Origin of the sequence: Heyndrickxia oleronia, from assembly GCF_017809215.1 — a bacterium.
Taxonomy (GTDB): Bacteria; Bacillota; Bacilli; order Bacillales; family Bacillaceae_C; genus Heyndrickxia; species Heyndrickxia oleronia.
Genome location: NZ_CP065424.1, coordinates 3,548,905 through 3,570,203, shown reverse-complemented (window position 1 = coordinate 3,570,203; position 21,299 = coordinate 3,548,905). Strand labels below are relative to the sequence as shown.

Annotated in this window: 23 protein-coding genes and 2 pseudogenes; 12 read left to right on the top strand and 13 right to left on the bottom strand. The window is 33.5% G+C overall.

Annotated elements, in window-relative coordinates; all coding sequences use genetic code 11:
• Window positions 1–2: 2 nt before the first annotated feature.
• The 3 genes from I5818_RS17815 to I5818_RS17805 all read left to right on the top strand — a co-directional run bounded on the left by I5818_RS17815 (window position 3) and on the right by I5818_RS17805 (window position 4,315).
• Window positions 3–2,954 (top strand): ATP-binding protein, encoded by a 2,952-nt coding sequence (locus tag I5818_RS17815; protein ID WP_071976812.1) that lies wholly within the window; start codon window positions 3–5, stop codon window positions 2,952–2,954.
• A 110-nt stretch (window positions 2,955–3,064) separates the two neighbouring features.
• Window positions 3,065–4,009 (top strand): 3'-5' exoribonuclease YhaM, encoded by a 945-nt coding sequence (gene yhaM / locus I5818_RS17810; protein ID WP_071976813.1) that lies wholly within the window; start codon window positions 3,065–3,067, stop codon window positions 4,007–4,009.
• Between the two features lie 120 nt (window positions 4,010–4,129).
• Complete coding sequence (locus tag I5818_RS17805; RefSeq protein WP_058004736.1) at window positions 4,130–4,315, top strand: sporulation YhaL family protein; 186 nt, start codon at window positions 4,130–4,132, stop codon at window positions 4,313–4,315.
• Between the two features lie 36 nt (window positions 4,316–4,351).
• Here the strand turns inward: I5818_RS17805 and I5818_RS17800 are convergent, their stop codons facing one another.
• Entirely contained in the window at window positions 4,352–5,239 is an 888-nt protein-coding gene (locus I5818_RS17800) for a peptidylprolyl isomerase (RefSeq protein WP_058004737.1), read from the bottom strand.
• 251 nt (window positions 5,240–5,490) lie between these two features.
• Between I5818_RS17800 and I5818_RS17795 the strand changes: the two genes are divergently transcribed.
• Together I5818_RS17795 and I5818_RS17790 are read left to right on the top strand one after the other, a co-directional pair.
• Complete coding sequence (locus tag I5818_RS17795; RefSeq protein WP_058004738.1) at window positions 5,491–5,577, top strand: YjcZ family sporulation protein; 87 nt, start codon at window positions 5,491–5,493, stop codon at window positions 5,575–5,577.
• A 133-nt stretch (window positions 5,578–5,710) separates the two neighbouring features.
• Window positions 5,711–5,800 (top strand): YjcZ family sporulation protein, encoded by a 90-nt coding sequence (locus I5818_RS17790; RefSeq protein WP_078110109.1) that lies wholly within the window; start codon window positions 5,711–5,713, stop codon window positions 5,798–5,800.
• A gap of 210 nt (window positions 5,801–6,010) precedes the next feature.
• Here the strand turns inward: I5818_RS17790 and I5818_RS17785 are convergent, their stop codons facing one another.
• Entirely contained in the window at window positions 6,011–6,190 is a 180-nt protein-coding gene (locus I5818_RS17785; protein ID WP_058004739.1) for a hypothetical protein, read from the bottom strand.
• 313 nt (window positions 6,191–6,503) lie between these two features.
• Between I5818_RS17785 and I5818_RS17780 the strand changes: the two genes are divergently transcribed.
• Window positions 6,504–6,836 (top strand): DUF1878 family protein, encoded by a 333-nt coding sequence (locus I5818_RS17780; protein ID WP_058004740.1) that lies wholly within the window; start codon window positions 6,504–6,506, stop codon window positions 6,834–6,836.
• A 28-nt stretch (window positions 6,837–6,864) separates the two neighbouring features.
• Here I5818_RS17780 and I5818_RS17775 read toward each other — a convergent pair whose 3' ends face one another.
• Both I5818_RS17775 and I5818_RS17770 read right to left on the bottom strand, forming a co-directional pair.
• Window positions 6,865–7,449, bottom strand: a complete 585-nt coding sequence (locus tag I5818_RS17775; protein WP_058004741.1) for an HTH-type transcriptional regulator Hpr — start codon at window positions 7,447–7,449, stop codon at window positions 6,865–6,867.
• A 111-nt stretch (window positions 7,450–7,560) separates the two neighbouring features.
• On the bottom strand, window positions 7,561–7,923 hold the full coding sequence (locus I5818_RS17770; protein WP_058004742.1) for a YtxH domain-containing protein: 363 nt from the start codon (window positions 7,921–7,923) through the stop codon (window positions 7,561–7,563).
• 262 nt (window positions 7,924–8,185) lie between these two features.
• Between I5818_RS17770 and yhzF the strand changes: the two genes are divergently transcribed.
• Window positions 8,186–8,380, top strand: a complete 195-nt coding sequence (gene yhzF, locus I5818_RS26500; RefSeq protein WP_078111149.1) for a membrane protein YhzF — start codon at window positions 8,186–8,188, stop codon at window positions 8,378–8,380.
• A gap of 62 nt (window positions 8,381–8,442) precedes the next feature.
• Here yhzF and I5818_RS17765 read toward each other — a convergent pair whose 3' ends face one another.
• Entirely contained in the window at window positions 8,443–8,865 is a 423-nt protein-coding gene (locus I5818_RS17765) for an HIT family protein (protein ID WP_078111148.1), read from the bottom strand.
• 526 nt (window positions 8,866–9,391) lie between these two features.
• Between I5818_RS17765 and I5818_RS17760 the strand changes: the two genes are divergently transcribed.
• The 3 genes from I5818_RS17760 (at window position 9,392) to I5818_RS17750 (ending at window position 12,251) form a co-directional block, all read left to right on the top strand.
• The gene (locus tag I5818_RS17760) at window positions 9,392–10,138 is read left to right on the top strand and encodes an ABC transporter ATP-binding protein (protein WP_078111147.1); all 747 of its coding nucleotides are present in this window, start codon (window positions 9,392–9,394) and stop codon (window positions 10,136–10,138) included.
• Window positions 10,125–11,357, top strand: a complete 1,233-nt coding sequence (locus I5818_RS17755; protein WP_209391795.1) for an ABC transporter permease — start codon at window positions 10,125–10,127, stop codon at window positions 11,355–11,357. The genes I5818_RS17760 and I5818_RS17755 overlap by 14 nt, the downstream gene beginning before the upstream one ends.
• 147 nt (window positions 11,358–11,504) lie before the next feature.
• Window positions 11,505–12,251 (top strand): EcsC family protein, encoded by a 747-nt coding sequence (locus I5818_RS17750; RefSeq protein WP_078111463.1) that lies wholly within the window; start codon window positions 11,505–11,507, stop codon window positions 12,249–12,251.
• Between the two features lie 13 nt (window positions 12,252–12,264).
• Here the strand turns inward: I5818_RS17750 and I5818_RS17745 are convergent, their stop codons facing one another.
• Both I5818_RS17745 and I5818_RS17740 read right to left on the bottom strand, forming a co-directional pair.
• Window positions 12,265–13,470, bottom strand: coding sequence for a M20 family metallopeptidase (locus I5818_RS17745; RefSeq protein ID WP_209391794.1), 1,206 nt, complete (start codon window positions 13,468–13,470; stop codon window positions 12,265–12,267).
• Between the two features lie 184 nt (window positions 13,471–13,654).
• A pseudogene (locus I5818_RS17740) lies at window positions 13,655–14,569 on the bottom strand (hypothetical protein); the annotation flags it as partial.
• Between the two features lie 764 nt (window positions 14,570–15,333).
• On the opposite strand from I5818_RS17740, the gene I5818_RS17735 reads away from it, so the two are divergent.
• Window positions 15,334–15,951 (top strand): FlxA-like family protein, encoded by a 618-nt coding sequence (locus I5818_RS17735; RefSeq protein WP_071976820.1) that lies wholly within the window; start codon window positions 15,334–15,336, stop codon window positions 15,949–15,951.
• Between the two features lie 297 nt (window positions 15,952–16,248).
• On the opposite strand, the pseudogene I5818_RS17730 reads toward I5818_RS17735, so the two are convergent.
• Both I5818_RS17730 and I5818_RS17725 read right to left on the bottom strand, forming a co-directional pair.
• Window positions 16,249–17,580, bottom strand: a pseudogene (locus I5818_RS17730) (IS3 family transposase).
• A gap of 97 nt (window positions 17,581–17,677) precedes the next feature.
• Complete coding sequence (locus I5818_RS17725; protein ID WP_071976821.1) at window positions 17,678–18,232, bottom strand: recombinase family protein; 555 nt, start codon at window positions 18,230–18,232, stop codon at window positions 17,678–17,680.
• Between the two features lie 626 nt (window positions 18,233–18,858).
• On the opposite strand from I5818_RS17725, the gene I5818_RS17720 reads away from it, so the two are divergent.
• Window positions 18,859–19,584, top strand: a complete 726-nt coding sequence (locus I5818_RS17720; protein ID WP_071976822.1) for a DUF3888 domain-containing protein — start codon at window positions 18,859–18,861, stop codon at window positions 19,582–19,584.
• A 35-nt stretch (window positions 19,585–19,619) separates the two neighbouring features.
• Here the strand turns inward: I5818_RS17720 and I5818_RS17715 are convergent, their stop codons facing one another.
• The 4 genes from I5818_RS17715 to I5818_RS17700 all read right to left on the bottom strand — a co-directional run bounded on the left by I5818_RS17715 (window position 19,620) and on the right by I5818_RS17700 (window position 21,056).
• Window positions 19,620–19,889, bottom strand: coding sequence for a hypothetical protein (locus I5818_RS17715; RefSeq protein WP_071976823.1), 270 nt, complete (start codon window positions 19,887–19,889; stop codon window positions 19,620–19,622).
• Window positions 19,890–20,013: 124 nt separating this feature from the next.
• Window positions 20,014–20,364, bottom strand: a complete 351-nt coding sequence (locus I5818_RS17710; protein WP_071976824.1) for a cysteine-rich VLP protein — start codon at window positions 20,362–20,364, stop codon at window positions 20,014–20,016.
• 85 nt (window positions 20,365–20,449) lie between these two features.
• Complete coding sequence (locus I5818_RS17705) at window positions 20,450–20,803, bottom strand: hypothetical protein (RefSeq protein ID WP_071976825.1); 354 nt, start codon at window positions 20,801–20,803, stop codon at window positions 20,450–20,452.
• Window positions 20,804–20,825: 22 nt separating this feature from the next.
• Window positions 20,826–21,056 (bottom strand): helix-turn-helix domain-containing protein, encoded by a 231-nt coding sequence (locus I5818_RS17700; protein WP_078109530.1) that lies wholly within the window; start codon window positions 21,054–21,056, stop codon window positions 20,826–20,828.
• Between the last annotated feature and the right edge of the window lie 243 nt (window positions 21,057–21,299).

Genomic DNA, 21,299 nt, shown 5'->3' with positions numbered 1-21,299 from the left:
GCGTGAACATTAAGCAAATACATATATATGGTTTTGGAAAATTAACTGATTTTCGGTTGTCTCTTTCAAGTTCTCTTCAAGTTTTATATGGTGAAAATGAAGCAGGAAAGTCAACTTTAATGGCCTTTATTCATGCTATTTTATTTGGATTCCCTACAAAGCAGCAGTCAGAGCTACGCTATGAACCGAAACGAGGTTCAAAATATGGTGGAAATCTACTATTGGAAACAGAGGAGTACGGCGAGATATTGGTTGAAAGGGTTGGAGGAAAAGCAACTGGTAATGTAGTCGTAACATTATCTGATGGAACAACAAAAGGGGAAGAGTTTCTTAAGCAACTCCTAAAGAATATGGATAAATCGATGTTTAAGGGGATTTTTTCCTTTAATATTCATGGTCTTCAAGGAGTTAACCAATTAAAAGGAGAAGATATTGGTCATTATCTCCTCGCGGCGGGGACCATTGGAACGGATATTATTGTCAAGACGGAACAGCAGTTGCAAAAAGAACTAGATCAATTATTTAAACCAAGTGGGAGAAAACCAGAACTCAATATGATGCTGCAAACAATAAAACATCAAGAGAAAGATCTGAAAAAAAGCATGCAGCATAATGAAACATATGAAAATTTGCAAAAAGAACTTCATACATTGCTAGAGGAAATAGAGCATATGCAGGGTGAAGTAAAGAAATTCGAAAAACAGCTTCGAAAGCTAGAACGATTAAAACAGGATTGGCCATTCATCCAAGAAAGAAAGCAATTATTAAAAAGAATTGAAGAAATACAGCAAAAACAATTTCCCGTTGACGGGATTCATCGGATGGATACATTGGATGAGCAACTCCGTATCACCAATAGCCAATTACAAGCACTTAAAGTTAAAAAAGCTGAATATGAAAAGGAGCTTCAGTTATTAGCTCCAAATCAATTAATTGTCCAAAATGAGTCGAGAATTCAATTGATTTTGGAAAAATGGCCACAAGTACTTCAATGGCAAGAGGAATTGATCAAACGAAAAGAAGAGCGAAGGAAATGGAATGAACAAATCTCCCTTTTAAGTAGGAATGTGTATTACCAAGAAGAAGATTTGAAACAACTTCCTTCCGTCGATCTCAGTATCGACATGAAAGATAAAATTAGAACAACAGTAAAAGATAATTATTATTTAAAATCCAAAAAGGATGAACTTGAACAGCATCTAGAAATAGAAAAAAATAAACAAACGGAATTGGAAATGCAATGTGATCGGATTGAATCCGAGCTTTTAAGTGAAGAAGAGTTTAGACGATTATCCGATCAACAACAAACATATAATCAGTTACAGAATGAATATCAACAAATTCAGGATCAATTAAAGTTAATCAGATTCTCAAAAGATCAAGGAAAAAAAGAAAGCAACTTGGCAATGATGCTATTTTATCTTTTATTTAGTGGTTTTTTTCTTTGGAGTCTTACGACCATGCATTACTTATCGATGGCAGGAGCGCTAATAGGGCTAATCGTCTTAAGTTATACTGCTTGGACAAATAAAACTAGGAAAAAACACAACCATGATAGCAGCGAAGGACAGCTGTTAAAAAAAGCAGATAAGATATTGGATGAAATGAACCAATTAGCAGATAGAAGGCCTAAATATGAAGAACAACAAAACCTTCGAAGTCAGTGGAAAGAACTTATTCTTCAAATAGAAAATCAACAATTTAGATATACAGAAAAAATGGAAGCTTTGTCTGAATGGAATAAAAAGTGGAAAGATAATGAGCATCAATTAAATGGAATTAGACACCAGCTTCGGTTACATGATCGATTTTCCTCAGAGCAATTGCCAGATGCTTTTGATATCCTTTCCGAACTTGCAAAGATGATTCATAATCAAGCAAATAATGAAGCTCAGCTTAATTTGCTGATTCAAAAAGTTTCTAAATGGGAAAGTGAGTTAAATGACTTAGTGCAAGTGCTTGGATTAGAGAATATAGCAAATGATGAAAAAATTATTCATATAAAAAGTTTATTGAAAAGCGAACAAGACCATCGTTTGTTGCATCGTGAAATGAAAAATAAAATGGATGAAATAGAACATGAATATATAAAATGGCTAAATGGATCAACCTCTTTAAAGGATGCACTAAATCAACTTTTGACTGATGCAGGAGCTAAGCATCAGGAAGAATTTAGAAAGAAAGGTAAGGAACACGAAGAGTATTTGGCATTAAAAAACAGCCTTCATATGCTTAATAAGCAAATAAATGAAGAAAGCTTAAAGGCTACCTCTTCACTCGAATCCTTTGATGTGATTGAAAATGAATTACTTCATTATCAGGATCAGGTGGACACAATTATAAATCGGTTAGAAGTATTACGTAAGCGACTGGCAGAAGTCAATTATGAAATTAATCTCCTAGAAGATGGAGGAGTCTACACCGAGAAATTACATGAATTTTATCATCTGAAATCAATGTTTAATATGAAGGCGAAACAATGGGCAAAGCTTACATTAGCTAAACAAATGATTGCTAAAACGATGGAGCGGATGAAAAATGAACGGTTTCCGAAGGTATTAGAAACGGCTGAATACTATATCAATCAATTAACAGATGGACAATATATTCATTTCCACTTCAAAGAATCAGGTCAATTAAAGATTGAGAGAGCCGACCATATCATGTTTGATCCTGAGGAGCTTAGCCAAGCCACTACTGAGCAAGTATATATATCCTTACGATTAGCGTTAGTTCAGGTTTTACAAGATGAATATCCATTTCCGATGATTATTGATGATGGATTTGTTAATTTCGATAGGGATCGTACGAAAAGAATCATTCAAATTCTATTAGAAATGAGTAAGTCAACTCAAGTTCTCTTTTTTACTTGCCATGAACATATATTGGATTTATTTTCTGAGAATCAAATTTTCGTATTAAATGAGAAAGAGACATATTCCATGGTAAAATAAAAACAATGAAAGACTTCCAATGGAATGAAGCTTGGTAGCATATAAAAATTCAATTCTGCATTTATTAGATGAGATGATTTGATGCAGTAAGGAGAAATTGGGGGATTTAAATGACAAAAGGACTCATGAACTTTGATGTGGGTGAACAAATTGAGCTTTATTTATTAATTAAAAATAGCACAAAAGGGATTGCTAGTAATGGAAAACCTTTTTTATCTTTAAATCTTCAAGATCAAACAGGGGATATTGAAGCAAAGCTTTGGGATGTATCCGATTCAGATGCGCAAACATATAAATCTGAAACCATTGTAAAGGTTGCAGGCGATATTCAAAATTATCGTGGAAGACTACAGTTAAGAATTCGGCAAATTCGACCAGCCGGGGATCATGATGGGGTGCAAATCTCTGATTTTCTCGAATCTGCCCCAGCTAGTCAAGATGAGATGACAAGCAAGATTACTCAATATATTTTTGAAATGAATAACCCGAATATACAAAGAATAACAAGACATCTATTAAAAAAGTATAATAGTGATTTTCTTGTTTATCCTGCTGCCACGAAAAATCATCATGAGTTTGTTTCTGGATTAGCCTATCATGTAGTATCTATGCTTGATTTGGCAAAAGCAATTACAACCCTTTATCCATCCTTAGATCGAGATTTATTGTACGCGGGAATTCTTTTACACGATCTTGGTAAAGTAAAAGAGCTCTCAGGACCCATTTCAACCACCTATACGGTCGAAGGGAATTTATTGGGACATATTACGATTATGGTCAATGAAATTGCAAAAGCAGCAGAGGAACTAGGCATACAAGGTGAGGAAGTAATGGTATTACAACACCTTGTCCTAAGTCATCATGGAAAGCCAGAATGGGGAAGTGCAAAACCACCGATGATTAAAGAGGCTGAAATTCTTCATTATATTGATAATTTAGATGCGAAGATGAATATGTTAGATCGAACCCTTCGTCATGTAAAACCAGGTGAGTTTAGCGAGCGTGTTTTTGCTTTAGATAATCGTTCCTTCTATAAACCTACTTTTCATAAATAATGAATAAATAGATACACCTTTAACAAAACAATCGATAGTTATTTCATCTCCTTTGGTTCTTTTTTATTTTTTTCAAGCATACCTTGTAGAAAAGGACAATCTTTGAAAGGGGATTAGCACATGTCACTGCCAATATGGATTTATTTTGTTATCGCTGGAATCGCTGTTAGTGCTTTTATGGCAATTAAAACTTCAAGAGAAGATCGTCAACTTGAGCAAGAATGGATTGAAAAAGAAGGGGAAGAATATATAGAACGGATGGAAGAAGAGAAAGAGAGAAGAAAGCAAGTCAAAGAAGCAGGATAAAAAAGAACAAGGTGATTCCACCTTGTTCTTTTTTTATTATTTTTTAGATGTAGAATCAGAAGTATCAGCGTTTAATACATTATCAAATGCTTTTTTCAGATCTTTATCTTTAATATCTAATTTTGCATTTTTGATTTCTTTTTTCATTACTTCTTGAACTTTTGTTTGATCTACCTTAGATTGTTTAATTTTTTCTTTAATTTCTTTTTTCATTTTATCGTCTAGAGGTGCTTTATCCTTCTTACCAGTTAGCTTAATAATATGATAACCGAATTGAGTTTGAACAGGCTCACTTACTTCACCTACTTTTAATTTGTAGGCAGCCTCTGTGAATGTTGCATCCATTTTATCGGTATTAAACCAACCAAGGTCTCCACCATTATCTTTCGTTCCATCAGTACCATATTTCTTCGCTAAATCTTCAAATTTTTCACCTTTATTAAGCTTGTCCTTCACTTCTTTTGCTGTTTTTTCATCAGCTACTAGAATGTGGCTGGCTTTAATATCAGGCTTAATATTATTGTCATAGTACTCTTTAATATCTTTGTCTGTTATTTTTAAATCTTTTGTAGCTGCTTTCTCTTGTAAAAGGCCAACTTTTATCGTATTACGGAAATCTTCTTCACTTCCATAACCGTATTGCTGAAGTGCCATTTCAAATTGGTCACCAAGCTGATCCTTTGCATCTTTCACTTGCTTATCTACTTCTTTATCAGACACTTTATATTTATCAGAAAGAACTTTATCAAAAACAAGTTGTTGTAGTACTTGATCACCAACTTTATCTTTCATTGCTTCGTAAAGTTCATCTTTCGTTACATTTCCTGCTTTAGTTTTTACTACTACTTCATCGCCACTGTTGCCACATGCAGCTAGTCCTATAACACCTGCTGCTAATGAAAGGGATAATACCCATTTTTTCATCAATAAACAACTCCCTGTCTAATCTAATTAAATCCGCCAAATAAAACCTACAAAACATACTATACCATAATTTTTATCAGAAAAGAAACATAAAACGGAAGCTTATGGAATTTTTATGGATTTCTCATCAAATTTTAACTTTTTATTCTCTGATTAAAGGAAAAAATAACTGTATTTTTGGGCTTTTGATTTAGTCAAAGTAGTTATATGTACATAGGATATATAGAAATAGAAAAGGAGGTATCGGAATTATGGGCTTTGCTTATGGTGGCGGATTCGCCTTAATCGTTGTATTGTTCATTCTTTTAGTCATAGTAGGTGCAGCTTTTATCTGTTAAGGCTTGCTGGGTATTTTTCAAAACCATGTAAATGTAGGGTTCTAACATAAACTTAAATTTTAGTTATATGCCTTAACATCAAAGATGGAAATGAATAAAATATACTATTTCAATGATAGGGAGGTGACCCTTTATGGGTGGTGCAGCATATGGCAGCGGCTTTGCGTTACTCGTTGTATTGTTTATTTTGTTAATTATCATTGGTGCATCTTGGATCTATTAATAGATCCGACTAGTTGGTCTTGTATAAGTAGAAAAAAAATCAGGTTCCTTGGGGACCTGATTTTTTGTCGTGGTTTAAAAAGTAGATGGCTAGTATAATCATGAGGAGACCCAAGATCTTTGTTTTAGGCTCTTTTTCTCAATGAATGAGGTTAGTTAAAACTGTAAAGAGCTTGTTTTATGACATATGAATTAAATGCTATGCTTTTTCTTATGTATAAAGTATTTCAACATATGAAGAAACAAGCAAAATTGTAACGAGAATATTAATAGTCGTAAAGACTTTTGGTTGTCTATCCTCAGGGATCTCTTTTTGTATACAAAGTGCATTCGTCATATTATTTATAAGGTATACGATTACAATCCCAAACAAAATAAATATGGAGATCATAAAATCCCTCCCTGTATTTCCAGTTTCGCTTATGCTTAAAGATACCAAATTTTAATATAAAAAGATAGATATTTTCGTATTCTATTGGAATGAGAGGTTTGGAATTATAGTTAAAAATAGGTAAAATATAAATCTACAAAGATGATTTGAAAAACGAATTTCGAATCTTACAATGATCATTTAATGTTCATTTCTATAATCTAAAGATAATGATATAGAGAAGCCAATATTGTATTATACTATGTATATGCAATGTATTATAGAAGTGGTAGGCTTCCTTTTAAAGATAATTAAATGTAAATGAGGTAAACATATGGAATCCATCGAACAAAGACTTGATCGAATAGAGTTTTATCAAAAATTATTAATGGAAATGATTAATGATCATCATTATGAATTTTACCGATTAATTATTGAAAAAAAACTTCAAAAAAAAGAAGTTGAAGCCTTCCATAAACTTTGTCAAAAGCTTAGTAAAGAGAGTGAAGAGCAAAAGGAAGACCATTTTGTTTTCTTCGCGCCACTTTATAAAAAGTTTATAGAAGAGCTCAATCCAAAATTAGATCCAAAAGAAGTTATACAGGCTTGTATAAAACAGAAGCTATATCCGGAGCTTATGGAAATTCTTCTCCGTAATATTGTATAAATGGATCTTCAAAAATAGTATTGGAAAGTTAAAAATTGCTTAATCTTTCCTTTTCTTCGGTAGGAAGCTTTTTCACACTTCCATTTTCCTCATAGAATTCTGTTTCAATATTATGAAATGACTTTTCGAAAATTTCCATAAAATGATCACCATACATATTACGTATGATTGTCATTAATTCAATAAATTCAGGGAATTTTCCGTATATGTTTCTAAGTGGCAACGCGCCATTTAACACAGTATTATTGCTAGGATCGAATGCCTCCATTGAATCTAATAAAAGGGATTCGCCTTTTGAAGTTAATTGTATATATGTGTTCCGTTTATCGTTTTCCTTTTTAGAGAATTCTAATAATCCTCTTTCCTCTAATTTTTTCGAAAAATTAAACGCTGTTGAGACATGCATAACTCCAAATTTTGCAACATCTGAAATTGATGCTCCCTTTAAATGATAGGCAATCCAGAGAATATGATGTTCATTAATGTTTAAATCATAAGGTTTTATCCATTGTTGCCAATCTTTTTCAATCATTTTCCAAATTGCTTTGCTTATTTGTGCAACTCTTTGACTAAAAAGCATGGCTTCCATTACAGAATATGGTTTATCTCCCATTTTTTCACCCACTTATATATATATCTTATTATCATTATGCCAATAAAGTAAAAATTAATAAAGATATAAATTTACAAAATTTTTAGAATATCAATAATTAGGAAAAGTTTTTTAGGACTTTTCCTTTTTAATCTGTGATTCTAATTGTTCGATCGTATCTCTTAATGATTGAACCTCACTATAAATATTTTCTTTATTAGTTTCTATATTATTTTGCCATTCAGAAATCGATGATTTCACATCAGTTATTAACTGTACGGCCATTTCTTTACCTTCTGTGGTTAATACATGAATAGATTTTTTTAACTCATTGGCATTTTTGGTCATGTCCTTGACTGTTGCAATCCATTCATCCTTAGAATTTGTTAGTTGTTGTCTTAGTTCTTTTCCAGAGGAAGGAGCAGATAATAAAGCTGTGATCGAACCAGCTACTCCCCCGACAATTAATCCAAACAATAATGATTTTTTATCCATAACCCTCACCTCATTAAGAATATTTATAGTAAAAAGTGATTATTAAGAATTTTTAGCATACCTCTATACTATTTTTCTACAATAATTTGCAAAATCCTGCAAGTTTATATAAATTATATGATAAATTTTTAGAAAAATCACGTTAATTCCTATATTTATGGTCAAAAAATAAAATAATCTATACATTATACTATATATTTATGCATAGTTTTTAGGTAGGAAGTATTTTAAAAATATAATTTATTCTTAAGAGGTGTGATGAATGAGTGGGATCTTATTTTGCCTCTTTTTTATTAGTGGATGTTTTTTTATAGGCATGATTCTAGCTTTTCTTAAATTTCAACGTCCAGGCGTTTATCCGCCAAAAAGGATTTTAAAACAAAGAATGATCGTTTTGGGAAGCGGAGGACTCATTTCCATGCTATTAAGTTTGTTTTTATTGATGGTAATTCGGTAACATAGAATATAAGCATGAAAATGATAAAAAATCCTGCAGATTTGCAGGACTTCTCTTTCTTTTTATTGAATATTTTTTGAAATAGCCATTGCCATCTTAGTATAATCTTTTTGAGTGTATTCACTTTGATTATTTTTCCATACAGCACCAAATCCATCGCCTTTACCATATCTCGGGATTAGATGTAAATGGAAGTGGAAAACAGTTTGTCCTGCCTGTTCACCATTATTATTTACCAAATTCATACCAATAGGATTGAATTCCTTTTTCAATGCATTGGCGATTTTTGGGACCACTTCAAAAAGGTGAGAAGCAATTTCTGGAGTTAATTCAAAAATATTTTCCTTATGTATTTTTGGGATAATTAATGTATGTCCTTTAGTGACTTGACTAATATCGATAAAAGCCATTACATGTTCATCTTCATAGATCTTTGCTGATGGAATTTCACCATTGACAATTTTGCAAAAAATACAATCACTCATGTTTGTTCCACCTTTCTAAGGATTTAAATATCTTATTTTAAGTATAACGTATGATGGCTAGAATTGGAATGAAGGTTTATCCTACAAATAAAAGGGACAGGATATTCGAATGAAATCCTGTCCCAAATGAAGGGGAACTTAAAGGGTTTTAAAAAACCATTGGTCTGTCTTTGATAAACACCTCATTTATTAGTGAGTTGCTATTCAAATGAATGGAGTAAATGACCTTTGTTCAACGCGATCATCCCCTTATTGTTTTAACATTATTATTAACGTCTAAAACAGTAAGTGATCTTCGACAAACACCTCATTTTTGATGTGAATGTTATTTCGTTGTTGCCATACCCATTTGACCATCTTTATCGCTTTTAAAACGGTTTCGGCCTTTAATAACCACCCCGATTTTATTTGCGTTTGTTAACCCCTTCGCTTAATATCATGTACAATATAGAAGAAAGTATACTGATAAAGATTAATTTTTTTAAAAAAATAATTGTAGAGATATAAAAGAAAGGACGTCTAAATCATGTCGCTATTAAAAGTAGAAAATCTTACAGGAGGTTATACTAAAAAGCCTGTTTTAAATGATGTTTCCTTTACGATTGAAGAAAAGCAGATGATCGGATTGATTGGTTTAAATGGTGCTGGGAAAAGTACAACAATTAAGCATATTATCGGTTTGATGGAACCTAAAAAAGGAAATATCCAAATCAATGATCGTAATCTTCAAAAAGATCCAGATGAATATCGGAAACAATTTTCCTATATACCTGAATCACCAATATTGTATGACGAATTGACACTAGATGAACATTTAAAATTAACAGCTATGGCCTATGGAATTAGTGGTGAAACGTATCATTCTCGAATTCAACCTTTATTAAAAGAATTCCGCTTAGATAAGAAACTGGGTTGGTTCCCTGCTCATTTTTCAAAAGGGATGAAGCAAAAGGTAATGATTATGTCAGCCTTTTTAGTGGAGCCTGAGCTTTATATTATTGATGAACCGTTTGTCGGCTTGGATCCACTGGGAATCCAATCTTTATTAGATTTGATGAACAAAATGAAAGATAGTGGTGCGGGAATATTAATCTCAACCCATATTCTTGCAACGGCTGAACGCTATTGTGATGGCTTTGTGATATTGCACAATGGACAAGTTAGAGCGAAAGGGACATTACAAGAACTACAGAATGAATTCAATATGCCAAATGCAACTTTAGATGATATTTATATTCAATTAACAAAGGAAGAGACAAATGAAACAGATTGAGAATTTGTGGAAGGAACGTGTTCAATTACATACAGTTGAATTAAGAAAATATCTTAAATATATTTTTAATGATCATCTACTATTTGTTGCAATTTTTGCTCTTGGAGCAGGCGCATTTTATTACAATGGCTGGGTAAAAACTTTAGATGAAAGTTTTCCTGTCGCTTGGGTGATGGGAATTATTTTGGGTCTATTTCTTACAATGAGCCCGATATACACATTTTTAAAAGAAGCAGATAAAGTTTATTTATTACCAATCGAAATGAAATTGAAATTTTATTTCCGCAAAGCCATATATGTAAGCTTTATGCTACAGTCATATATTTTATTAATGATTTTGGCAGCTTGTATGCCAATGTATGCTAAAGTAACTGGAAATGGGTTTAAATCCTTCTTTTTAATCCTATTGATTCTTCTCATAGTCAAGCTTTGGAATCTTTATTTGCAGTGGGATGTCTTGAAAATTCAAGATTATAGAATATCTTATATGGATTGGCTTGTCCGATTTGTAGTGAATGGCAGCTTTATTTATTTTATTATCGAACGTTCATCACCATGGATTTATGGACTTTATATTCTTATCTTTTTAGGCTTGTATTTTATTTACCATCAAGCTACTAAAGAAAAAACATTAAAGTGGGATATTTTAATTAATAAAGAAGAGAAGCGGATGAGCGCGTTTTATCGCTTTGCAAATTTATTCACAGATGTTCCAAAGTTGAGAGGACAAGTGAAAAGAAGAAAATGGTTAGATCCATTATTGAATTTTGTTCAGTATGATCAAAAGAATACCTATTCTTATCTTTTTATTCGAACATTTATGCGTACGAGTGAATATTTTGGTCTATTTATTCGATTGCTTCTAATTGGGGGGGTTCTCCTCTATTTTAGTGATCAATTTTATTTAGTGATAGGGATATCAATAATCTTCCTATATTTAACAGGATTTCAACTGATCCCTATGATTCGATTCCACGAATTAAAAATTTGGCAGTTTCTGTATCCTGTCCAGAGATCATTCAAGGAAAAATCATTCATCAAGTTGCTTCATGTTATTTTACTCGTACAATCAGTTATATTTGGAGTCATTGTACTGATTAGTAATAAATGGGAAAATGGCTTAATTGTTTTAATCGTAAATATCGTATTTTCCTTAGGATTTGTAAAATGGTTTGTTCCTTCTAGAATTAAAAAAATAAATAAAGGCACGATTTTTTGAAACTTCATTTCTTCTTCTACGTATGTATGAGTAAAGCTCTATTTTTTCCAAAAGAGCACTGAAGCCGTTGTAATTAGCGTTAGCCTATGTTTCCGAATGGGATCTATGTAAAATGTCTTCAATAGAAAATAATAAGGAGCATCTTGGATGAATAGTGAACAACGAATGAAGAGTGAAGTTGAGATATGGAAACGGAAAATGATGAAAAAATCTGGAATGATGAACCGAATAACTAAAAAAGCACAAGATAAGATCAATGGTTTAATTCCTGAAAAAGCTCATAAAGTAATCACGGAAAGTATAAAAAAAATGGTGCAAGCTACATTGTTTGGTTCTGAATATTTAACAAAGCCAAAAGAGACCTATAATTTATCACTAGAGGAAAAAGAAGCACTGATCAAGGACAGTTTAAATAAATTCCGAAAAACGGCTGTAGTTGAAGGTGCTGGTACAGGTGCGGGTGGACTTTTATTAGGCCTTGCAGATTTTCCTCTTCTTTTATCCATTAAAATGAAGTTTCTGTTTGAAGTCGCTTCTATTCATGGCTATGATGTAAAAGCGTATGAAGAACGTTTATTTATCTTATATGTATTTCAGCTTGCATTTTCAAGTGAAGAGCATAAAAAGAACGTATTAGAAACGATTAGTCATTGGGATGAGGTCAAGGGTGAATTAGTTGACGTTGATTGGCAAGTTCTCCAACAGGAATATCGGGATTACATCGATTTCGTAAAGATGCTTCAGCTAGTTCCAGGAATCGGAGCCATTGTTGGTGCATATGCAAATTATAATTTACTAGATCAATTAGGCGAAACAGCAATAAATGCTTATAGGATTCGTGCGTTTAATCGAAATGAAATAACAGAGGAGATCCCACTTGATAGTGATAAGTAGGATCTCCTTTTTTTTATATTTTCGCAATACCTTCCACTGCAGGAACAGTATGATATTCGATTGCTGCTGTCCCTAGTGTTTTTGCCGCAATAAGCATTGACTTCTCATTAATATTAAATTTTGGATGATGATGTGGGTAAGGTGTTTCAACATTTTCAGGCTTTGCTCCAGTGAAAAAGAAAGTTCCTTTTACATGTTGTAGGTAATAAGCAAAATCTTCTCCTCCCATTTCCGGTGATGCCAATGCCACTTCGGTAATATCGGTGACCTTCTCAGCACATGTAACAAGGAAATCTGTTTCAGATTCATGATTTACGACAGCTGGATAACCGCGATGATATTCATAGCTAAACTCACAACCTGCAGCTAAGCAGGTCCCCTTAACGATTCGCTCAATCTCCTCTTCAATAAAGTCTCTCACATCTTCATTAAAGGTTCGAACCGTACCAGATAATTTCGCTGAATCTGCAATAACGTTAAAAGCATTTTCGGCTACGAAAGAGGCGACTGTTACAACTGCGGAATGAATAGGATCAACTCGGCGACTAACAATTTGCTGGAGATTCATCACTAGCTGTGAGCCAATAACAATTGCATCCTTCGTTTTATGTGGTTGGGCACCATGACCTCCATAGCCCTGTATGGTGATTTCAAATCGATCTGCAGCTGCCATGATCGGCCCTTTACGATATGAAACCGTCCCATATTCTAATGGTGACCAAAGATGAGTTCCAAAAATAACATCGACTCCTTCTAGACAACCATCTTTAATCATAGAAATAGCTCCACCCGGTGCATATTCCTCTGCATGTTGATGAATCATTACATATTCTCCAGGTAATTCATCCTTCATTTCATTTAATATTCTTGCGAGAACAAGTAAGGTAGCCGTATGTCCATCATGTCCACAGGCATGCATTACACCTGGTACCTTCGATTGATAAGGAACATTGGTTTCTTCATGGATAGGAAGAGCATCAAAATCCGCACGTAATGCTACTGTTTTACCTGGTAATCCACCTTTTATACGTGCGACGACCCCATTTCCACCTACATTTTCTTTTACCTCTACACCTATTTTTCTATAATAATCTCCAATATATTTTGCAGTTTGAACTTCTTGAAAGGATAACTCTGGATGTTGGTGCAAGTACCGTCTAATTGAAACCATTTCATCATATGCTTCTTCTAGTTTTAAATAAAGGTCTTGGATTGTCATGGATTAATCAGCTCTCCCTTTTTAATAATTTATAATCTTAGAATAATTATAACATTTTTCGGAAGAGAGGGTATTGTTTAGGCACTTGATGAAGATTTTGTTCTTTTTCGATAAAATTTTTCTCAAAATAGATTGATGAGTAGGATATACAGCAAAGAGCCTTCGTTGTTTATATTGAACAGGATTATAGGAGGAACATGGCGAGAATGGTAGTGACAACGATTCCGATGATTACTGGGATTAAGTTCCTTCTCGCAAGCTCAAATGGATCTACTCCACAAATAGCAGCTGCTGGAATTAATGCCCATGGAATGATGGTACCTCCACCAACCCATATTGCCATAATTTGCCCTAACGATGTTAAGGTTGCTGCTCCGGCTTCTGAACCATGAGAAAATAAATTAGCTACAGAACCAACAAGGGAAAGTCCAGAGAATCCCGAACCATCTAATCCAGTGATAATCCCTACTCCAGATACGGTAACAGCACCAATTTCATTGGTTAATGGAACTAGATTAGCTAGTGCAATCCCCAAGTCATTAACGATACCTTGTGAGGTTTTCGGAAGAAAATTACCAATCATTCCTTGAAAATCATCGCCACCTAAATAAAAAAATGCGGCTATAGGGATGACTGGACCAAATACCCTAAACCCAAATTGCAATCCTTCAATTAAGTATTTAGTAGTTTCCTCTAATGCTTTTCGTTTGTGTCCTGCTAAGGTAATAAGTAAAAGAATAAATATCGCTGTTCCACCAACTAAAGCTGTTGCATCCCCGCCTTGAAGGTTGAAATAGATCATCGCAACAATATCGAGAACAAAAAGAATTGGAATAATGATAGCGAAAGTTTTTTTTGAAAATGAAGATAAGAGTTCTTTATTTTTTTGAACAGAAGACTTTTCATTCATTATGGATGTAGAAGGTTTGAGGGCTCCTCTTTTTATATCACGTTTTAATATGAGAAATGCAGAGATTGTTGTCACTACGCCCATTGTAATGACTAATGGAATACTTGCATGAATGACATCTGTCAATGGTATCCCGGCCCCATCTGCAGCTAATTTAGGAGCTCCTTGAATAATGTAATCTCCTGATAAAACCTATTATTATAAAGTATTATAAATCATTAAAAATGGGCAAAAAAAGATCCCCCAACAGTCATTAAGACCATTAGGGAAAAGTGCTGTACCTTGCTAAGCTGTTAACTGGTTAGGGTAGGAATATTCAATTGTCACACCAGCATTAAAGCTGGATAGAATTATTCGTTAAGTGGATAAAAGTGATTAAGTTCTTATTGCTTACGCTTGTCTCGTAAACTCGACAACTCTTTTAAAGAATTACTATTATTTTTGTCACTATTGATAGCTGTTATTAGAATAGTTATTAGTTATTGTTTTTAATATTTGTGAGGTGATTTATCACCGAACCAGCGAAGCTGTTATCCTTTATCTTTATTACTGTTATAGCTGTTATTTATAATTTATTCATTACTTCCTTACTTACTTATCTTTGGCGACACCCCACTTTACAGGTATTTATTAGTCACAAATATAGGGATTAACAAAAGTCCTTGATATGACTGGGTTTCTTAAAGTCACAAATTTAGGGATTAACCTGTGAGGATTTACATACCTATGAAAGCTACAATTTCAGGGATTATTAAAATTGTGATTATTAAATTCTGTGAACCCTTGATATATAAGGCTTTCTATAGTTTGTTAATCACAATAGTTATAGAACTATAAACAAAGGTAAAAAATAGTGAGACCTTGTATAACTAACGCTTAGAATACCGAAACAATATAGTTTCGTTTACCAAATTATGTTAAGATTGTCTTATAAAATTTTTGGAGGAAGATATATGAAGCGAATGCCGTTCGAACCACCAACTGAACACTATGATAAACAAATAGAATCATTAGATGAACAAATATGTAATTTAATTAAGCAACGGAAGGAACTCTCAAATAATAACCCTGGTTTTCCAACTAAAGAACTTATTGCTAAATGGTCATTAAAATATAACTTTTACGAAGATTTCTTAAACAGTGTTTTTTCACATTTTTTAAACGAAGATATATATAAACCTGTTGTCGAACCGGAAGGATTTATAAAAAATTTACCAATGTTAAAATCATTCGAAAAGGATGGTATATTTTACACTGTAACATTTGTACGGCAATTTAATAATGCAAGTGTCGTTCATTTTACCATTGATAGAGAAGATTTAGATGAAGAACCAAGAAGATTTCAAGAACATTCATTCTTTGACCTTTCAATAGAAGGTGTGGGAGTTGATTATGACTGTCGAAACAATTTTGGGGGAGGATCAGGAACGCACGAATCTTTTACATTTACCGTATCACCAGCTTTACCGAATAATCTTTCAAATATAAAGTTAATCTTCAAAGAATACAAACATCCTTTCCAAAAACAAAAACCAACAGGATTTGAATTTGTTATACAAATGGACAATTAAAAGTGAATATTTTTTACTAACGTAATAACGAAAAAGGCTATTATTAAGGCTATAACAAATTGTTCAAAATTGTGCATTTAAAACCGCTTGTTTGCACTGGATAGACAAGCCCACCAAAACTTTTTTATGCCCAACCCTAGAGTGTAAAGGTTTTTTGCTTTAAGGATAACGAAGGTGATTGCCAGCACCAGACAGCTATGCACAATAGCACTAATAGGATTGATCTGTAAATAGTGAAATAAAAAAGACTAACTAGCAATTAAAGTGTACCCTTTGTAAAGGACATTTAAAAAAAGACTAGGCAACTTGAAGAAGATGATGACTGTATTGTGCAGGTGTCATCTTTTTTAAGTTCCATTGACCTCGGTAATGATTGTAATATGTCATATAACTCTGAACCTCTCTTTTTACTTCTTCTAATGATTCACACGTTTTAAAATCCGTTTCATCTTTAAAATGTCCAAAGAACGATTCTTGTGGGGCATTATCCCAACAGTTTCCACGACGTGACATAGATTGCCCTAGTCCCATTTTCTTTACCATCTTTTGAAATTGGGGGTTGGTATAGTGGAACCCTTGATCTGAGTGAATGAATGCGCCTTCGGCCAGCTTTATCCCAGTCTTTTCAACTTCTTTAATGTATTTAACGCAATATCTAGTGTGATTTTATCTGATGTCTCATATGCTAAGATTTCATTGGTTTCGGCATCTTTTATAGTGGACAAGTAGGCACGTTTTCCTTTTCCATAACTTAAATATGTAATGTCTGTTAATAATACTTTTCTAGCGGTTCCTTGCTTAAATTCGCGGTTTAATAGGTTCGGTAAAGTTCTATGTTCTTTTGTTGCTTTTGCCATTCTTCGATATGGGTTTGCTTTTCGAATTGGGCAAATGATTTGGAATTTTTTCATGATACGACGAATTCGTTTTAGGTTATATGTAATTTGATACTGATTTTCTAAGGTCATCTTGATTTGACGTGCGCCTTTCTTACGACGACGAAAATTATAAGCTTTTAAAATGATTTTCTTTACTTTTCGTCTGCTTATCATCACGAGCCTGTCTATTAAGTTGTGCTTCTTCTGAAAAATAACGATAATAACCTGATCGAGAGACACCAACTAGTTCACAAAGATAGCTCACCATCCGCTTTAAGTTATATTTTTAATGACCAATTGGATCAATTCAAATTTCTGTTCAGCTGTTAGTTTTTCCTTTTCTTCACCAACATCCTTTCTGCTAGATCGATCTTTTTAGCAGTTCATTTTCTGCACGTAATAAGGCGTTTTGTGCTTCTAATCGTGCATATTTTTCTTCTAAACTTAATTCACGTTCAAGTGGTCGTCCAGAATGGTATTTTCGAGTGTCTTCAAGCCCAGCTACACCATTTTCTTTATAAGCTTTACGCCATCTCTTTAAAGATGAACTCGCTCGTTCAGTCCCAACGATTTCAATATCAAATCCTGCATCTTCAAATATTTGACGTGGAAATTTTCCTTCTTCATACTCTTTAATAGCTAATGCTTTAAATTCATCAGTGTAAGTAATTGCTTTTTCACTAACAGCTTTTACATAAGGATGTTTCATCAATAATTTCTGTTCTTGATCTGTAAATAATATTTTCGACATTTTCATCCGCCCCATTAACTATTTCTTTCATTATAAATAAAAGTACCCCATAAGGAGGACTTTTTTTAAGTGTCCATCTTATAGGGTACATTTTAAATTAGCTGTTAGTTTTTTTCTTTGCCCTTATTAGCGTACTCTTACTTATCCCTGTTGTTTCCTCGACTTCTTTATATGAATGAGTTTCTAACAGTTGTAAAGCGTGTTCTAGCTGTTTCTTAGTGTATTTGTTTGGTCTACCTTCTCTAAAGTCGTCACGCTGTTTAGCTATTGCTTTGCCTTCCTGTGTACGTTCTACAATCATATCCCTTTCAAATTCTGCAAAGGAACTCATGATATTAAATATTAGTCGTCCTGTTGGGGTGTCCTCAACGATACCCATATTTAGTACATGAACTCTAACGCCTCGTTTAAATAAATCCTTTATTGTTTCTATAGCGTCACCTGTTGATCTTGCGAAGCGGTCTAATTTAGTAATCACTAGAGTGTCGCCAGCTTTAAGGATTGACAGCAATTCTTTAAATTGTGGTCTATCCGCTTTTGTACCTGTGAACTTCTCAGAATAGATTTTTTCACAACCCTCATTTTCTAATGCTGTTATTTGTGATTCTAAATCTTGATTAACTGTTGATACCCTTGCATAGCCATATTTCATTTTGTAAAACCCCACTTTTTATTTGTATATATGACACTAAGTTATGACACCTTTCGATACCTTGATAATACAGCACCTTAAAAACGGTGTCAATACTTAAAAGTTATGACACTGTGATTATAAATAATACCATTAAATAATATTAGGCTATCTATCCATACAGCACCTAATTAGGGTAATAAGCACCTACCACAGTATCACGTAAAAAGATATAGCACCTCTATACAGGCAAGGGAATAGGAAAGAGGCGAGGACAAGGACTAGGAAACCACACGAGGTCAACCACTGGACAAGGCAAGGAAGGACAACAGCACGAGACAAGAAGGAATAGACAATGAATGAAGAACAAACGAATGAAAAGAAATAAAGAAAAGAAACAAGCGAACTCAGGCACGATACATCAAGGCATAGAATAAGATCAGTGAGGAACAGCCCACCAGCATACCCCCACCATAGGGGGGCGGGGGGTGTATATATGCCTTGTCTGGTGGTTGAAAAATACACACTATTTTTTAGAAACTCTTTATGGATAATTATGGTAGATTTTGCTTTCATAATAGTCTTTTTCCCTGAGTAAAAAATAAATTCACCTCTGTTGTCACAATATATTATGGAGGTGATTGAATATGAGACCAAAGTTAACCGTAATTTCTGTAATTATTTTAGTTCTTATGAGTATCTTAGTGCCATACAATGTCCATGCAACTGTTCAAAAAGGCAATAATGATAGTAAGGATTTTGATATTGACTTAACAGGTTATCAACTCTATGCTTTTGGTGATTTTAATCAGCTGGGTTATAAAATAACACCACTAGCCCAATTATATTTTACAATTATACAGTTGGAAGAAGAGTGGATTGATGAACCACGGCTATATATCAAGGGAAACAAAGGTTTTATTCACCTTTGGAAAAAAGATGGAACAAATGTACTTTATACTGTTGAAAAACAAACAAGTGGCCCGTTAAAAGATATGTGGAAAATTGTTGATGTTAAAAGAAAGAAAATTAACAGGATACCGGTTCCCAAAGAATTACTTAAAGAAGCATTGATTGAACGTTTAGTAGACCCAATAAGTAAAGCTATTGAAACAAATTATAAACCTAAACTGTGGTATCGGGGATTCGAGAAAATCCTTAAAATAGAAAGAGATGAGGAAAACTCCAACCTAAATGTAACTGTTCAAGTTCAAACCTTTGAGGGGGCACATAATCCGCCTTATGGTGAAGAAACGATTACTTTTCAAATTAGAGGTAGCCAAATTAAGGTTGTCGATTATAAACATAGAGACATTCCAAAGAAAGAATGGACTAAATTAGAATTAAGAAATTCTTATAAGAAAACCAAGTAGCAATAAATTTAGGGTTAAGGTAAAATACCCTAACCCTAGATTAAACCTAACCTTTTACATTCCTGTATTTTCTGTTTTCGTGTCACGTCAGCCAGCTTAGTGCAAGCCTCGTCTAAATATAGTTTATTTTGTTCTGCTTTGATTGATAAAAACTTATCGTTAAAGATCATTTTTTCCCAATAGGTCGAACCGTCAGCAAAGGTAACTTTACAATTCTGTACAGTTGGTTTCCTGTAATGATATAAAGCCTTATTACTACCTTCCATAGACATTGGCATTCTCATTATGTTTGTATATCGTTCCATATTTAAACCACCTTTAATAAGTTATAACAACAGTTAGAAACAGGTTAGGTATAAATACATTACCTTTAAATTTCTAACGCTTGAAACCCTTGCTATTACTAGCCTCATTTAGTCCTAACTGTTGTTATTTAGCACGTTTTTGATTAGCTTTAATAAATGTCTTTTTCCTCGCAGATTTCCTACAAATATCAGAACAATAAACAGCCCTGTTTGACACTGAATTAAAGCCTTTCCCACAGCCTTTACACGTTTTGTTTAAAACTGTTTCTTTGCCATAATAAACAGCCTCTAACGTCTTATTAGCTGGTAGAACAGCCTTTTCAAAATAAGTACATGAACAATCACTTGCAGCGATCTTTTTTCCTCGATATTCTTCACCGCTGGTTAAAGGACATTCTTTATCAAGTAAGATACATTTTCCGTTTATATAATTGGCACACGTTGAAGTAACTAATTGCTTAATATCTTGTTTCATTTTGATTGACCACCTTCTTTGAGTAATAAAAAAACCCACCAGCATTATGCCAGTGGGTTATAAGTTTAGAGGGAAAAACTTTTAATTAGCGTCTGTCATTCATTGTAAGACCAGCCCTTGCACGTTCTACCCTTGCTTTAATTTCCTTCTCTAAAAATTCCTGTCTGATCTTTTCTCGACGTTCCTCAGCTTCACGTAATAGTCTGTTACGTTCCGCTAGTGCATTAGCAACGTCCTCGTCATTCGTATAAGAACTTTTCTTTTCCTCATATAGTGTAAAGCCATTATTCATAGGGATAATGTTTTCATTTCTGCGAAGTTTATCAACTTCCATTCCTAACGCCATTTTTACTGGTGTAGGAAGGTTCTTAATTTGTTCGTGGGCTTGTGCGTCTCCGTTTGCTAATGCCCTTACTAGTTCTTGATTAAATTCACTCATTGATAAAACCACCTTTTATTTTTTACTTATTCATTTCCGTTAATTCGTAAATATTATTTAGTTCCTGTTCGCTGAATTTAAGTTTTCCTAAAGCTAAAAATAATTTAGCTTTGTAATGATCATTAACAGGTACTTTCCCACACTCAATATCAGATAACTTTGATTGTTTTAGTCCAGCAAATTCCGCAAATTCACTTTGCGATAGCCCACGACATTTTCTAAGAATAGGTAACATTTCGGCTGTTATCTTCAAACTTTCCACCTCACTTAAAAGAGATAAAATATACTTTTTAATCCAAATGAAAAAGGCAAGGCTTAAAGCCTCACCTTAGTAATGGAATACCCCATAAACTGATCACGTAGGAAACCTTTAAAGATTTCCCTATTAAGTAGTTGGTGGGAACAGTATATTTTACAGGTTTGAAAGTTATATTTTATTACCAAATATTCCAATGTCCTAAAAAGCACTGAATTTGAAAGTACCTAAGTGAAAGGT